This is a genomic window from Paraburkholderia bryophila (genome assembly GCF_013409255.1).
Lineage (GTDB): Bacteria > Pseudomonadota > Gammaproteobacteria > Burkholderiales > Burkholderiaceae > Paraburkholderia.
On record NZ_JACCAS010000002.1, the window covers coordinates 1427230 to 1442474 of the forward strand.

The 15245-nt window shown below is 55.7% G+C and carries 9 protein-coding genes; 7 read left to right on the forward strand and 2 right to left on the reverse strand.

Translation table 11 applies throughout. The features are described from left to right. Nucleotides 1-264: 264 nt before the first annotated feature. Together GGD40_RS27540 and GGD40_RS27545 are read right to left on the reverse strand one after the other, a co-directional pair. Entirely contained in the window at nucleotides 265-1998 is a 1734-nt protein-coding gene (locus tag GGD40_RS27540; RefSeq protein WP_179745791.1) for a hypothetical protein, read from the reverse strand. A gap of 600 nt (nucleotides 1999-2598) precedes the next feature. Beyond that, the gene (locus GGD40_RS27545) at nucleotides 2599-6921 is read right to left on the reverse strand and encodes an NACHT domain-containing protein (protein WP_179745792.1); all 4323 of its coding nucleotides are present in this window, start codon (nucleotides 6919-6921) and stop codon (nucleotides 2599-2601) included. 856 nt (nucleotides 6922-7777) lie between these two features. Between GGD40_RS27545 and GGD40_RS27550 the strand changes: the two genes are divergently transcribed. The 7 genes from GGD40_RS27550 to GGD40_RS27580 all read left to right on the forward strand — a co-directional run bounded on the left by GGD40_RS27550 (nucleotide 7778) and on the right by GGD40_RS27580 (nucleotide 15203). Continuing rightward, entirely contained in the window at nucleotides 7778-8626 is an 849-nt protein-coding gene (locus tag GGD40_RS27550) for a hypothetical protein (protein ID WP_179745793.1), read from the forward strand. A gap of 3 nt (nucleotides 8627-8629) precedes the next feature. Then, nucleotides 8630-10942 (forward strand): UvrD-helicase domain-containing protein, encoded by a 2313-nt coding sequence (locus GGD40_RS27555; RefSeq protein WP_179745794.1) that lies wholly within the window; start codon nucleotides 8630-8632, stop codon nucleotides 10940-10942. A 68-nt stretch (nucleotides 10943-11010) separates the two neighbouring features. Next, nucleotides 11011-12096: an ABC-three component system protein gene (locus tag GGD40_RS37455; RefSeq protein ID WP_179745795.1), complete on the forward strand. Its 1086-nt coding sequence runs from the start codon at nucleotides 11011-11013 to the stop codon at nucleotides 12094-12096. A gap of 1 nt (nucleotide 12097) precedes the next feature. Then, nucleotides 12098-12562 carry an ABC-three component system middle component 2 gene (locus GGD40_RS27565; protein WP_179745796.1) on the forward strand — a complete coding sequence of 155 codons (465 nt, stop codon included), beginning with the start codon at nucleotides 12098-12100 and terminating at the stop codon, nucleotides 12560-12562. 2 nt (nucleotides 12563-12564) lie between these two features. After that, nucleotides 12565-14427, forward strand: coding sequence for an AAA family ATPase (locus GGD40_RS27570; protein WP_179745797.1), 1863 nt, complete (start codon nucleotides 12565-12567; stop codon nucleotides 14425-14427). 63 nt (nucleotides 14428-14490) lie between these two features. Next, entirely contained in the window at nucleotides 14491-14826 is a 336-nt protein-coding gene (locus GGD40_RS27575; RefSeq protein ID WP_179745798.1) for a hypothetical protein, read from the forward strand. After that, nucleotides 14823-15203, forward strand: coding sequence for a hypothetical protein (locus GGD40_RS27580; RefSeq protein ID WP_179745799.1), 381 nt, complete (start codon nucleotides 14823-14825; stop codon nucleotides 15201-15203). The genes GGD40_RS27575 and GGD40_RS27580 overlap by 4 nt, the downstream gene beginning before the upstream one ends. Nucleotides 15204-15245 lie beyond the last annotated feature (42 nt).

The window sequence follows — 15245 nt, forward strand, 5'->3', positions numbered from 1 at the left end:
GGCATAATTTCCCCGGCAATTTTGTAACGCAGACTACGTTACACAATCACTTGGTTTACGGCAATCGCGATTGCCACCTGAAGCGCAGGTCGCGCGTGCTCCATAGGCCGAAGAATCCGGCCGGGGCATTCTGCGAGCGACGGCCCTTCAGAAGCATTTCGAGCGGGTTACAGTGCCTTGACGTCCTATCGACGGTCGTCGACCCAGCGCTGTTAACGACAGCGACGCGGGGCCACGCTTCACGGTGCTCTTCACCCGGTGGCCTTAGCCAGCCTTCCCCCGCGTGCGCATCGTGCGCAGGCGTTCCCCCAGTGCCTTCTTGTTCAGCTTCTTCTTTGAACCGCTCGCATCGGTCCACAACAGCGCACCGTCGTCGGCCATGCCATTGAATGGTACGTCCTCGCGTATGGCAATTTCTCGAAGGGCCGGAAAGACAATGTTGCTGTTGTAGCTCCCCGTGGCTGTGACAACCTGTTGTATCACCGGCGTCAGCAGGTTGTCGCGACGACCCTTCAGGGTATGCGAGGTCACGCGAAGTGGAGCGGCGATGGCTGCCGCGCCATTCCCTGCTTCAAGCGCCGGTAATTCGGTCACGTCGCCTGCCAAGGGCGCAACAATCACTGTGGCGGGATGCTTTGCTGGACCCTCGGGCGGATTTTCACATCTTAAGAAGTGCGGCACGGACATGCCTTCTCGCTCCAGGAGCCTTACCACGTCATCCCGGCGGAGGCGGATGGAATCCTCCAGGATGTCCATCGTGTCGGACAGGCTACAGCTTCCGGGCTCGAGCGTCAGCGCGGCAAAGTCGTCAACCGGCCGGCCTCGCATGTAGCAAGGCAATTCCCGGTTGACCAGCCACTCGTTGACCAGTGCGCTGGCCGCCGAAGCCAGCGTTGTTGTGTCGTGCAAAACTTTCGGCCGCTGCTCATTCCTCCGTTGGAGCGCCACCATCGCCTGCTCAGCAAATGATGGGTCTTCTTCAATCTTGCGATTGAGCCAGTACAGGGTGAAGTCGCCAGGTTCGTTCAACAGTTCATGCGCTTCGGGTGTAGCGCCATGTTCTAGAAATTCCGGCCGACCGGCGGCCTTCATGTCCTTCCTTTCCGAGTTCAAGGCGTCTTCTTCGATGCTTCGCAACCAGGCAGTATCGAAGCCCCTGACCTGACACCACCGGATGAAGTCAAGCGGACGTACCTTGGGAGGCGGGTTCTCCTGGCTGCGCCAGATGCCGAGCACGCGCTTTGCCTCGTGAAACGGGTCTTGGTTGCCGATGATGAGACTGTTATCGAGTCCCATCGCGCCTTTTTCAGGAATTTCCGTGCAAAGCTGGCCGTCGATGATGGGGGCTTGCAGACCGCAGACGAGCATTGCAGCCGCTTCGGGCGACCAGGTATCGAAGTCCAAATACCGGCTCAGGGTCGTCTGCTTCTGCATTTCCTCGCTGAATCCATCCCCGAAGAGGCGTGCAGGCTGGCGAAGTGCCCACAAATCGGCCTGTTCCTGAATCTGTTTCAACGTGTGTGCTTCTTCTGTCCAATTGACGTGGCCGGTGCTCAGTGCGGATGCTGGTCCGTTTGCCGTTCCCGGCGCTGCCACGGGCTGCGACGATGTGGCAGTAGTGGCGGGCTCGGCGAATTGGAACTTAACGCGGGGTTCGTTCGTTTTTAACCACATGTTCAAGTCATCCCAATAGGCTTCGTCAGAGTAAGCCCTCACGGTTTTCGGACGGTAACGCGCCTGCTCGCCGCGGCGGTACACCAGCAAATGGTCATTGAGCACTGCCTGCTCGAGTTTGACCACCCAATCCTTTGCGGAAGTGCCCGTGTGCTGCTCTAGCGCGTCGGCGGCTTCTTGAAGCCTGTAACGCCCCGCAGTACGGCGCTCCTCATCCTGCTTTTCCAGATTTCGGCGTGGCAGCTCCTGGCCAGCCATTCCGGAAATCTGTTGAAGTGGTTTGTGATGGCCCACCGCACGGCGCTTACCCGCTCGATGCTCCATTTCCCTCCGTACACCGCATTACCGGCGCCAGTTTCATGTGCGTCTAACTTTCCGCTCTTGCATGCTGAGAGAATGGCTTGTCGGAGTGGCGCCCGTTCAGCCTCCGGGACGCAGTCGTCGTCATACTGGGTTGGCGGTACTCCAAGACAAAGGGCCTCAAGCTCCTTTTCGCTCCACTGCGATTCGCCGGCTATCGCTGCACGGGCTTCGGGCACGAACTCGTAGTTGACCTCGGAGAAGTCAAACGTAACCTTTACTCGGACGCCAGCTGCGAATTTCTGCACGTCTTCCACGGGTAACCTATGACTCAACGATGTTTCCGTCGACGCCATATATCTCGCAATCGTCACCCTGCACTCGAGCGCCGAGTTTCTGGGCAATTAGCCACATCTTGAGCAGAATCGCTGTGTCCGGGTTCTTGACCACAACGTTGCCCGCCCGAAAGTCGAACCAGGCCATGTTGCCGCCAGTCGTGTTACCCGAATAGGCCGCCCAGACAGCTAGCCCGTCCCCTTCTGAACACGAAACCCACAACCGCGTCAGCAAAAAAACACACGCACCGCCGCCATCAGCACGAAAACCGGCCGTTCATTACGTAACTTATCCTCGTCTTTGTCGCGGGTCAGAGAAGTCGATACCGACGACCGACAATCCGTAGATGTTGTCCGGAAACAGTGAAATCAACTCGCTCGCCCTTGCCTGAAGAAGCGAGATGACTTCTGGAAACTCGATAAGCTTGTTGTCGCCCGGTCGTTGCCATTGGCGCCTCGGTTGCGTGTTGCCAACAGCGTAGATACCGTAGTTGACACCTTCGGCCCGCAAATACTGCCCAACAAGCTGGACCTGCAGGCGTTCCAGAAGCTGCTCGACCGTCCAACCAAGGTTTGCTAGCTTCACTTCAACTGGAACAGCACTCAGCCCAGGAATCTCGATGCGAAGGTCTGGCCGCTGGTTCAGGTCAATCGTGGATTCCTGCGTAACCGCAAACCAGCTCAGGGACCGGTCGTGGAGTTGCCGCGCGAGGAACCCCTGGAAATGCACTTCTTTGTCGTCGGCGCGTACCTGCAGTCGGTCAGTCGCATTCTCAGAAATTTCTACATTGGCCTTAATATCCGCGAGGAGACGGGTCGCCAGCTCGTATAGCTGGTAGTTGGAGCGAGGCTTGTGCCGATAGTGGGTTCCGAACGACTCTACGTCTTCTGGGAACCATGCCGTCGGGTCAGTTTGTTTGCCGTTTCTCTCGTCCTGTATGCTCAAAATCCATTCAATGTCGCCAGGCAAAGTTTTGTTCTCAAGAAAGCCTCGCAATACTGAGTCGCATTCCGGCGAATCCGATGTGCGAAGCACTTCCCAGAGCCTCGCTCGGAAGTCCTGTGCGTCGTCTCGAGCGACAGGTGAATACGCTCCCTGGTTTGTCCGGTCAATATCATCTTCTCGACGAACATGCCGGCAGACCAAAGGAAGCAGGCGGGTCAAGGACGCTGGAGAGAGATACGAAGCGCGTCCCACCGGTAACTCTCCGCCGAAGCGTCCACCTAGACTCGCACAGAGCGAAATGACCAAGTCGTCGGCTTCGTCCTGAGCGGTACAGCCCGCGACAACGGATTCGAGATGTGCAATCGCCGGCAACGCGTCCAATTTGAGCCACATACTCATCCATGTCAGCCAGTGGCTGTGGGAGGGTACATATTGCTGCACTCGGGTCGGCGCGAGACTCGCAAGGTCGTCATAGTATGAATCACTCGTTCGCAACAGTGTCGTTGTAGCCTGCTTGAGAACGTCATTGTGCAGTGGGTCAACACTCGACAAGGTACGCCAGACGGCAATAGCTGACGCGCTAGTTGGCAACTTCGCTGCCGCCAGCTTGGCGGTCACCTCATGGATGTGCGGCAGGTCAGCAGCATATTTGAATTCGGCATCTATAGCAGGAGACAGCGCGTCAGCCACCTCGTCTGGAAACGCTAGCGCGAGGGCTTCAAACCATTCCGGCAGGCCGTTGAGTTCACAGCAAGCAAACCTCACCGCGCGCGTCACATCGGCTGGCCCAAACTCGCTAAACGTTAGACGGGCGGCTTCCCATTCCGATTGAAGCGCAATCAGACCGAAAGTCGACCGAATATCGACAGAATCCTTTTCCTTCCGCTCGGATGGCAGTTCTGGAGAATAGGTTAGCCAGAAATTGAGGCACCCTGCTTCAGCAGCCGCGGCAGGCGCGCCCCCCCATTTGGCGCGGACTTTTTCCCATGCCACCACTCCGTATCTCGTCGCACTGCTATCGTGCATTACTACGAGCAGGTTCCGGATAGCAACTGGATACTTTCCCGAACGAATACCAGAGAGATGAGTCCACAGCCAACGCTTCCACCGGATTTCGTCTCGCCAACGCCGCCATGTCATTTCCCGCATTGTCCACCAGTGAGCATCGAGAAAGCGTTGACGCACATACTTGTCATATCGCTTATGAAATGGCGCTATCACTCTGTTCTTAAGATGTGAAAATACAAATGGACGAAGGTCCTCGTGCGTCAACGTCCGACGTAGCTTCCATGCAATAGCTGGTAGCGGCTTATGTGTCCTCCACGACAGTAAGAGCGCCGCCTCGATAGCGACTCGTCTGTCATCTGCGTCTGTGCAATTGAGACTGTCAGAAATCATCCACTCCAAATCGGCGCGGCTCCATGGGAGCACGCTGTGATAAGGGTCGAGCCTATGCGTTGGTGGCTCCTTTTTCTCAGTTGCGCGAAAGTGAGCAACACGTCGCCAAAAAATGGCACGACGCAGCCCATGATTCTTTTCCAGTGCGTCCCGTATCTTCTCCAGGTGCGGCTTCTCGTCAGAGTCACCTGCGCCTTCGAACATAATCCTATGTTCGAGTTGCAAGACAGCCTCGAATATCGCGTCAATTTCTGTATCGGAGTATGCATATTTTTCCAGAGCAGCGGCCAGTGCTGGCACGATTAGCTCTGAGACCCAGTAATAATGTTCGGACACGCGGCGCGACGGGCTGATTGGCTCACGCGCCAACATAGCGACGATACCTTTCAGAAACGGCATCGCATTGGTGTCATCGAGAGACTCTGCCAGTTTAGATTTGACTGAATTCAGGAACTCTATTTCGTAACGGCTGACGGATGTAGCTCTTTGAAGAAGCTCGAGAGCGTCATCGACGGAGATGCTCGTCGGGAAAAGCGTCTCAAAGAGATAACCAAGAGTCTTATTATCGATGTTCGCGACAAGCCGATAACTATTCGCCAACCTCAGTTTATGCGTTGCCGTCCCTGCATCGCGAATAGTAAGAACCGCGTAGCGACGTATATCTTCTGAAGTTGCGGAGTCCTCGAACAGTGTGACGACGCTCTCGACGCACTCCGTGAGCTTGCCCTCCATGACTATCATCAGCAACCGGGCCTTCAAACCATCTGAGATTTCGTTGTCAACAAGGTGGGTCGAAATATCTGCTGCAAGCTCGGAGTCTGCAATTCGAGCAAGAGATTCGAGGTCTACTTCGATTGGAACGTACTCGCGGCTGCGGTACTTTTTCACGATGGCCGCCAGGACGCGTTTGCGATAGTGAATCGGCAGCGCCGCTGGGTCTCCCCATTGAAGGTGAATTTCCGGTGCCGTCTCTAGCAATAAGGTCTCCAGCCGACCACGCCATGCAGATGCATCAGGCTTCACCAGCCAAGCAGCAACGGGCTTCATCGAAGCGCGTAGCGTTGTTGCACCATTGGACCGAGCGAACAATATTTCCCGCAGGGATTCAAACGCGCAGTTGTGCTCCATCAAACGTTCAATCCAAGACGCAGCGAGGTACTCTACGTGTGACCGATGGTGGAAAGAAAGTGCACCACGGCTTTCCGAATCGAATAGCGCGCGGTCGAGCAACGCTCGTCTTTGCTGTGAAGTCCAATCGCTCGGTAGGACAAGGTCGACCGCGATGTGCCTTTGGTCAGAAATATGAGCGCCGTCAGGGACAGCAAACTTAAGATTCTTGCAAAGCAGCGCCGCCGCCGCGAGATATTCAACGCCGGTCCTCGCACGTTCCGGCGTCAACGGGTCACCCCGCTCTTTGTTGGATACCTCGGCGAGCAGCTTGCGAACCATGTACTCCGTCAATGCCGTCAGACCGCTCAACTCCCGATTTTCCTTCCAATAGCTGTACAGGCTGGCGACATCGAGCGGACGACCAGCAAAAGGCCAAGCGTTGTGCTCACTCAACGCTTCGAGAAAATTCTCTGCGTCCAGAATGCCTTTGCTCTGGGCAAAAATGCGAACTTGATTCGGTGTGAGTGGAAGGATTGTGGTAACGAGAACTTCTTCCGGCGTCGTTTCTGGCTTTTCAGGCGGAGCTACAAACCGCTCTCTTATGGCCGCGCGGTCTGTCTGCGGGCGCCACTCGCTAATTCTTGAACTGACTACCAGCTGTGCCCGAAATCGAGCCGGTCCGAGCGCTCTGCCAAGCCGGTCAAGCGCGGTAATGAAATCATCGTCACGCTTCAACTTTGACTCATCGACTGCATCGAGCAAGAACAGCGCAGTGGTGGCTGATTTCTTCCAGCACTCGAATCGGTCTAACTCGTCGTCAGACAGAATAGCCTTGATGTCTTCGGTGACTAATTGTTCGAGACGCAAGAAGAAACTATCGGGACGACAGCGCTGCTGAGCGCGCAGCTCTTCCGATTTCCCACTGCCCGGTTCACCCAGCAGGACGACTAAGCGGTGGCCAAGAAGTCCCTGCCAGTCGAGCGCCGAATAGTGGCTAACGTATTCCGAAACATAGCTCTGAGTCGTAATATCATCAATCGACTCCTCATCGCGATAACGCTGAAATCTTCGACCGAGTTCAACAAAGCCACCAGTGTGCTTCTGAGCGGGCTCCGGTAAATCCATATCTGCTGAACTAAAAGTTGCCTTTGCGTCCAAAGTTGCCCTCGGCGATTTCGGTTGTTTCCTGTGATTTTACGATGATACAGAGCGTCCCAATCAACCGCGCTTGCGTCCTGGGACAGGCGCGAAACGCAAAGCAAGTGACTCTGGCGGACCACTGACTCCGATATCGCGCGAGCGAGCAGTGTTCGCCGCTGTCTTAGCTCTTTCAAGGGCGAGTCCTCTTGCGCGTCGACGTCTTCCCCCGTGGATTGTTACTTTTTGCCAGCAGGCGCTGCGGCGTTCTAGCGATTGCCGCCAGACTTCGCTCCGGTGGTGCTCAGCCAATTACCGTCGACGAACCCGTTGGCTGCGCGGTCTCGACCGCGACCCGCCGTCGAGCTGCGGACTGGCCGCCCGCACCCTGCCCACCTTTGCTGCCGCTTCCTTTGCTCATATCCACCTCCGTGTGCAATACCCATGGGCCTCCGAGATAGCGGCGGCCTGAGGTACATCTAAGGTCATCGGCGCGTTGCAGTCAAAGAGTCATCGGATAAATCAATCGGGTCCCGCGCGGCACGGGGCCGCCGCGGTTGCTCGTACGGCGCGATGCGCCGCACGACGTGCGCGTATAAGTCACATCGCTTTACGGGCAATGGAAATCACGCACATCGACCGGCAAATGCCCGGCACAACGTTAGCGCCCACTTACATTGGCGTTGTCTCCGGGATAAAGGGCATAACGGTCAGTTGTTGAAAATCTTTAGTTTTTTGCTAGCGCCACGCACCCACTCGCGCGTCCGCGGTTGGCGAAGCGGACGGTGGCATAAAATTATTTGGGGACCAGTCGCACGATACTTCGGGTGCTGTATGATAATCTGGCACAAAATATAAGAAACTTCCGGGGAACAAGATGTTCGACGCACCTCGCGCGAATGAATTTACGCAGGGAACAGTGTTTTCTTGCGCCTACGCGGAAAATTACCAGGATGAATCGGTCTACGGCCTGATTATTACGGCGCGCTGCGACGCCGCGCAGGCGAAAGTATCGGCGTTTACATACGTACCTGTGATTCCGTTAAGTTCGTGGATTTACGTTGACGGCGCTTCTACGGTTCTTGACCGCGCCGAAGCCGACTACATGAACACAATCTCTGACCGACTAGAGAAGGATGGTCTATCAGAATCGCTGCTCTCGACCCACTCGCTAGCCGCAATCTACGACGCACACTACAAAAAAATTGAGAACGAGAAGGCCAGAAAGTCTCAGTGCGAAAAGCTTAGAAATGTCATCGCTCAAGTTGCGGAAACGCGGACACTTCAGATAGACAAAACTAATCGAGAGCGACTAAGGGCGCATTTGACAGTTTGCAAGTCACATGTCGACTCGGTGGTAAAAGAACTGGCAGGACATAGGCTTTCAGGCTATTACCTTCTTAGAGGGTTGGAGGCGCTCGACTCTGGTGAGGCGCAGGACTTTGTAGCATTGCTGCGCGAGGTCCACCACATACCAAGTAGCGTTGCCAAAAGCATCACTAATGGCATATCCAAAGACCAGTGGGACGTAGCGCAGAATAAGAACGTTGTTTGTCCAAAATTCACCGGAACTGATGACTATGCTCTTCCAATGGCCAAATTAACTTCCCCCTGGATAGAGCATCTGATGCAAAACTTCGCTTTGCTGTTCTCACGCATCGGCGTGCGCGACAACGATGTGGCGGACGTCAGGAAGTCATTGCAGACCATCGGTATTGGAGCTTAGTGCGTGAAATATCTATACATATGCCAAGATGCCGCTCAGGAGTTAGTCGCGGAGCGGATGCTCCAATCTGCTGAATTTGAGACGGGGAAAATTTTCGCCAGCTTCATCCGTTCGGAGGTGAAGTCGATGGCGCTTAGCACGAAGATTGCGGCGGTGGCCTCCGGAGAGGGGGCATACATCCTCGCACCGCAATCGAAGTGTCTCAACTATATCGTCTTTGACCTCGAGGAAGCGCCTAGGCTTCTCAGCCTTGACGACAACGGCTTGCTCCTTGTCATCCAGAAGACATTGCGTTTTGGCATCAAGCTCTGGAATGACTTAAAACCAAGCTCACACGAGCGTGTTCTGCAAAACGGAAAGGCCGTGGTCTTTCCATATCCGATTGGAATGCAGACCGACTTGCGAGCTGTAATAGAAAGGCAACCTGACGAAAGAAGGCGAAGCAGGCGCGAAGCAGGTTCGGCACTGTTAGTTTATAAATTCTCAAGTGAAGAAGGGGAAGGGGTTGCCGAGGTTCCTCGTGTCACGAACTTCCGCAAGGCAGTCGAGGGAAAGACGGACGCCATCGCTGCTGCTGGCGAAGTGATTACACGTTTGAACCCGCAGATGCGGCCGGGTAACCAAGTGCTCGCTGTGACGCAGCTGGATGCGTCCAATCACGAACGACCTGCATTTCAGGCTGGATTGGACGGATGGCGCACGATATTGACCACCGGGCAGTTGGAATTCGTGAACAGGCACCTAGACGTTCCCCACCGAATCGAGGGACCTGCTGGAACTGGCAAGACCCTTTGTCTCGTTCTGAAATGCTTGAAAACGCTAAACGACTCGAAACTCGGGCAAACGGACCATCGAGCATTATTCATTGCACACAGCGAGGCGACAAAGCGGGCCATTGAAAGTCTGTTCGCTATCAACGACCTCGACGGGTTCTACACGTCGGAAAAACCTGTTCTAGGCGCAGCGCAGACGCTCCGGGTCACCACGCTTCAAGCCCTCTGCGCGGACTTATTGCATCAGGAGATTTCCGAATCCGAGCTGGTCGACCGCGACGCTTACGAGTCCAAACAGGTGCAAATGTTGTATGCGCGGGAGGCCGTGGACAGTGTGCTTGGCGAAGAACTTGAGTCTCACCGTCCTTTTATGACGACGGAATTTATTGAATTTCTGCTGCAGACAGACCGGTGGGTTCTTGCGGACATGCTGCGACATGAAATCAGCGTTCAGATAAAGGGGCGAGCTGACCAAGACCTCGACAAGTATAAGAAGCTTCAGCGTTTGAAGGTGGGGATGCCTGTTGCATCGGAGGGTGACAGGTCCTTCACATTTCTAATGTACGACAGGTATCAACGTGAACTTGTCTCGTCAGCCCAGTTCGATACTGACGATGTCGTTCTGAGCGCAATTTCGCAGCTCAACACACCCATTTGGCGGCGCAGACGCAGTCGCGAGGGATACGACAGCATCTTCATCGATGAAACGCACCTGTTCAATCTGAATGAACTGTCGGTGTTCCATCGATTGACGCGCGACGACGCGGCACAGCCAATCGCTTACTCAGTTGACCGCTCCCAGGCACTGGGCGACCGGGGTTGGACCGATGACGCGTTTGACCTGGTTTTCGACCCTGCGGAAAATGTCGAAAACTCGGCTCGAACGCCGGTAAAGTCGATATTTAGGTGTTCGCCTGATATCGTGAATCTGGCGTTCTCCGTCACGTCCTCGGGTGCTACGCTTTTTACCAACTTTCATGACCCATTGACTGCGGCCGTGAGTGTTTTCACTTCCGAGGAGGAGCGTAAAACCGAGCCTCCTCTGATGCTGCAATATGCTTCGAGCGAAGCAATGCTGAACGGCGCGTTCACACGTGCGGACTTGCTCGCGAGGGAGATGGACGGCTCGAAGGCGGACGTCGTAATCATTGCCTTTGGTGACGACATCTTTAAAGAACTTCAACTGCGTGCGCAGGCGTCGAAAAAGCCGGTCGAGGTAATTAAGAGCCGTGGAGACCTTGAGGCTGTCAACCGGGCACGGCAGTCTGGACGCTTTGTCCTAACCGCGCCCGAGTTTGTGGGAGGACTGGAATTTTCCGCGGCGATACTGGTGGGCGTTGACGGCGGCCGGGTGCCACCGAAGGGCGGGAGTTCTTACGAAGACAGTCAAAACTATTTGAGTTACTCCTCCCATCAACGCGTTTACGTAGCTCTGACGAGGGCGCGCTTTCGTGTCGAGCTTCTTGGGGAAAAGGCTCGCGGGATAAGCTCCATTCTTATCAACGCAGTGCAGGCAGAGTTACTGACAGTCCGCGACGCCTGAGAGGGTGGAGGCCGAGCGGACGTTAGTTCATACAAACGACGACAAAACCTACTCGGGGGCAGACTGCCGTGGCAGAGAACAAACCTGATGTTGGCAATGTTGCTCCTAAAAGGCGGAAAGCTTCGACCGACACCAGAGCGGCAGGCTATGTGATTCAAGCTGGAGCCCACGCTCCCGTCGCCCAGCTAAGGTTGATGGACTCTACGTCGTGGGAGATATTCGTCGAGGAATGTTGCCTGCCGCTGGTGGGCAACACGTATCAAACCGTGAAGCGGCTGGGGATGCCCGGTGACAAGGGGCGAGACGTGGAGGCAATCGTTACGCTTCCGCGAAGGCAACACGGCTGGGACCTTTACCAGTGTAAATACTACAAGAGCCCGGTGGCACCGTCCGACTTCTTTCCCGAGATGGCCGGTTTCTTCAGCCACCTCGCGCGCAAGAGCTATCCCGAGCCCAGCACATACTTTATATGTGCTCCGCATGACTGCGGTGTCGACCTTTATGACCTGCTGGTTTCCGAGCCCGAGGACTTCAAAGCGGTTTTCTTGCAGGCATGGGTTAACGGCAATCGAGGATTGAAAAAGAACCTGACACCCGAAATCAAGGCTGTGGTTGAATCCTTCGATTTTTCACGCTTTAAAGAAATGTCCGCGCGGACTTTGGTTGAGATGCATGCGAAGAACCAGTCTGCGCATTTCAGGCGATTCGGAATCAAGCCGAAGCGTCTCGATGACCCAGTGGTCCCGAAGTCGCCGACAAAGCGTGAACAGAAGTTCGTCGAGGCTCTTCTCGCCGTGTATAGCGAGCACGCTGCACATTCTGTCGACCACAACGGACTGACCGGCAGTGACTATGAAGAGCATTTTTCGGCGTGCCGCTCAGAGTTCTACAGTGCGGAAGGTCTAAAGCGATTCAGCCGGGACATCTTCCCCGGCGAATTCGATGCGTTCCTCGCGACAATGCTAACGACGGTAAAGAGCACAGTAAGCTTGCCGACCCATAAAACCGGGCTTGAGCGACTTTGCGCGGCCACGGAGCGTTCTTACCGGTTGAAAATGGCTGACAGTCCACTCAGCGAGAGTTTACGGTCCCCCGATATGCCAGGGGCATGCCATCACCTGGCTAATGCTGGCAAACTTAAGTGGGTCAAATAATATGAACCCGGCTCCATTCAATTCAGCATTTGAACTCGGCATCAGGATGGCGTTTATCCTGCACGCGCTGCGGCCGCGCGTCGCCGACCTCCAGAAGCTCGTCCTTCTAGACTACGCGCTCGTCTATTCTGCCGACCTGAAGGGGCCGCCGAGTCTCCACACGCCGGTGCCGCAACGGAGCAGCGAGGTTTACGCCCGGAGAGACCGCATTGAAGAGGGACTTTATCTAATGAGCGCGAAGGGCGTTGTGACTGCCGACTTCAACGACGACGGCATCATCTATCTGGCAGGCCCACGCTGCCGACAGCTCGTAAACGCCTTCACCTCCCGGTATGCACGCGAGCTTGAGTTGCGCGCCGGCTGGGTCGCCGGCACGTTCGGAGACGTGTCGTCGGACTCCTTGGCTCAACGGTTCGACACTGAGGGGCGGTTTTGGGGCGCAGAAATTGGCGACCTGCTGAACTGACCATGGCTTTCAAACTACTACGGCTTGTGGTCACCGGACCCGCGAAGGAACCAGCTACCTTCGACCTGTCGCGGCCAACCACAACAATCTATGGGCCCAGCGAGACCGGCAAGTCCTACGTTTTTCAGTGCATTGGTTACTGCCTTGGCGGCGACACAGCGCCGGAGGAGATTCCAGAGGCGAAGGGGTACCAATCCGTTTATCTCGAGATTGAAGCTGGTCGTGGCTCTGAGAGCTTCCTCGATGAGACGGAACATCAAGCAGCCCTAGACCTAGGTGACTTGCCGCCGAAACCACAGGACGGCGACATATTCACCATCGTGCGCGGCGTAGAGGGAGGCGCCGAAGCAGTCTATCGGACACGTATCGAGGGCATCGCAACCGCTCGAAAGCTCAAGATTGACTGCAACGAGCTTTTGAAGCGCCTGATTGGCGTCAGCGAGAGCGTTGTCTTGAAAAAGGCAGGAAAGAAAGGTGTGATTTCCGCGGGACCCTTGCGACATTGGTCAATGCTCTCGCAGACATCTATCGTCGCCAAGGAGAGCGTCCTCGGAGACTCTAATGCTCGTATGGAGAGAAGCGCGGCCCTCGCGCTGATGCTTAGCGGCGTCGACGATACAGCTATTGAGATTGGAATCAGCACCGATGCCCGGCGTGCAGCAGGAGGCGGAGCAGACGCGATGCGTGGAATGATTGAATCGCTGCGCGCAGACTTACCGCCCGATACCCCGAAAAAGGACGTTGAGGAAGCGTTGGCGCGAGTCGACGAAACGCTCCAAGCCTTGTCCCAGCAGCAAAAATCTCGGGCTCAAGCTCTCGAAACGGTCCGTGGCGAGTTGGCGCAAACGAGCGCGGAACTGCGCAGCTGCGAGACAGGGCTGGCACAGAGCGCCGGCCTTGTTAACCGTTTCAAGCTCCTTCAGCAGAAATACGATAGCGACTTTGAACGGCTGGTATCGCTCGATGAAGGTTCCGCCGTCTATTTCCTGCTTGATGACGTGCCATGCCCACTATGCGGCACAACTCTACCGAACCAGACGAAAACGTCGTTAGCTTCCCCAGACGTTGCGGACAAGCAACGACGTGCCATTGCTGCCGAAGCAGCCAAAATCGATAAGCAGCGAAGCGGGCTCGCCGCCGCATTGAGCTACGAGACAGAGCAACTCCGTTCTTTTGTGGCAAAACGCGAAGAACTACAGGCTGCCTTGCAATCGCAGAGCGCTCGCGAGCGGCGCATGATTGACTCTGGCATTGACGAATTTAAGGTGTCGGCAACCGAACTCGCCAGACGACGGACTGAACTCTATACGCAGGCACGTGCTTTCGAGGAAATTGCTCGTTTGACGGTCGAGGCCGCAAAGCTGGAGGCGGTCAGCGTCGGAAAAAACTCGCGCATCGAGCGACAGTTGACGCAAGATGGATTAGAGCTATGCGACCTCGTGCTACAGCTCATTCATGCTTGGGGCTTCGAGTCGATTAGGCAGGTTACGTTTGATGCCACAGCATTTGACATAAAGGTTGACGGCAGGAGACGTACTTCGTTTGGACAGGGAGTACGGGCCTTGTTCCTAGCCGCCTACTATGTCGCACTGCTGCGGTATGCCGAAAAGGTTGGACATCCCCATCCCGGCTTTGTGGTCATCGACTCGCCCTTGAAACCTTTCTCAGACAGGAAGCAGGGAGACCCGGACGTGCCTATGACCACTGTAAACATGCGGTTCTACAGCTGGCTCGCAGACTGGGCCGGCCCCGGACAGGTTGTCGTTCTCGAAAACGAAGAACCACCGGCCGAACTCAAGCCAGTCTTGCTGCCACTGGAGTTCACAAAAATGCAAGGCGTCGGGCGCCGCGGCTTTTTCCCCTGACGGTCGTCAGGCGCAAGATTTACGCTAGCGGGAAGGGAGATAAACGACATCGCTGTATGGGCCATGGAAACATTCAATACTAACGACGATGAATTCGGCCGAAAGTTGGCGCTCCCTCACATCGGGAAATGTCTCGTAGGCCTGCTCGGCTGCGTTCTTGCTGACGTGGTCACCGACATCGAAGTGGCAGCACGAGACCTGCAGATTTCGGACCCCAACTTCGTCCGGTTGCGGCGGGCAATGGACCGGCTTTCTTGCGCGCAACCGATTTTGGAAACACTGAGGGCGGAGAGCACGGGTGCGGAGGACGGCGCGGAAGCGACGCGGGAATCGAATGAAGTGGCAATTGCAGGTGTCGCTATATGTCGCATCTTTGACGACAAAACATCGACAACATGACTCACAAGCCCATCTTGGCCTGCGAAGTGGGCCGCCACCAGCACTGGACAACCAGCGACAATCACGTCTTCAAGACATTCAACACATGGTCAGGGTGCGAAGAAGACGACATCAACGTTCGAGACCTCCCGCAATTCAAGCGATGGGAGCGCATCGTCGAGGCCTTTCTCCAGGCGTTGCACGATGAAAAGATTGTTCTCGTCAACATGGACAGAGTTCAAGTCGTCGACGAGATGACCATCCGGCGCCGACTCGTCACTAAATTTTTGAAGGAACATGTTGAAGAGCGGGCCAAGCGCCACCAGGCGCTGGACCTTCTCACAACGAATGGCCTCTCCTTCGATGAGGCCTATAGTATGCTACGACCGATTTACTGAGGGCTACAGACTCTCGCCCATTCTTAAAGATGATGGTGTCCC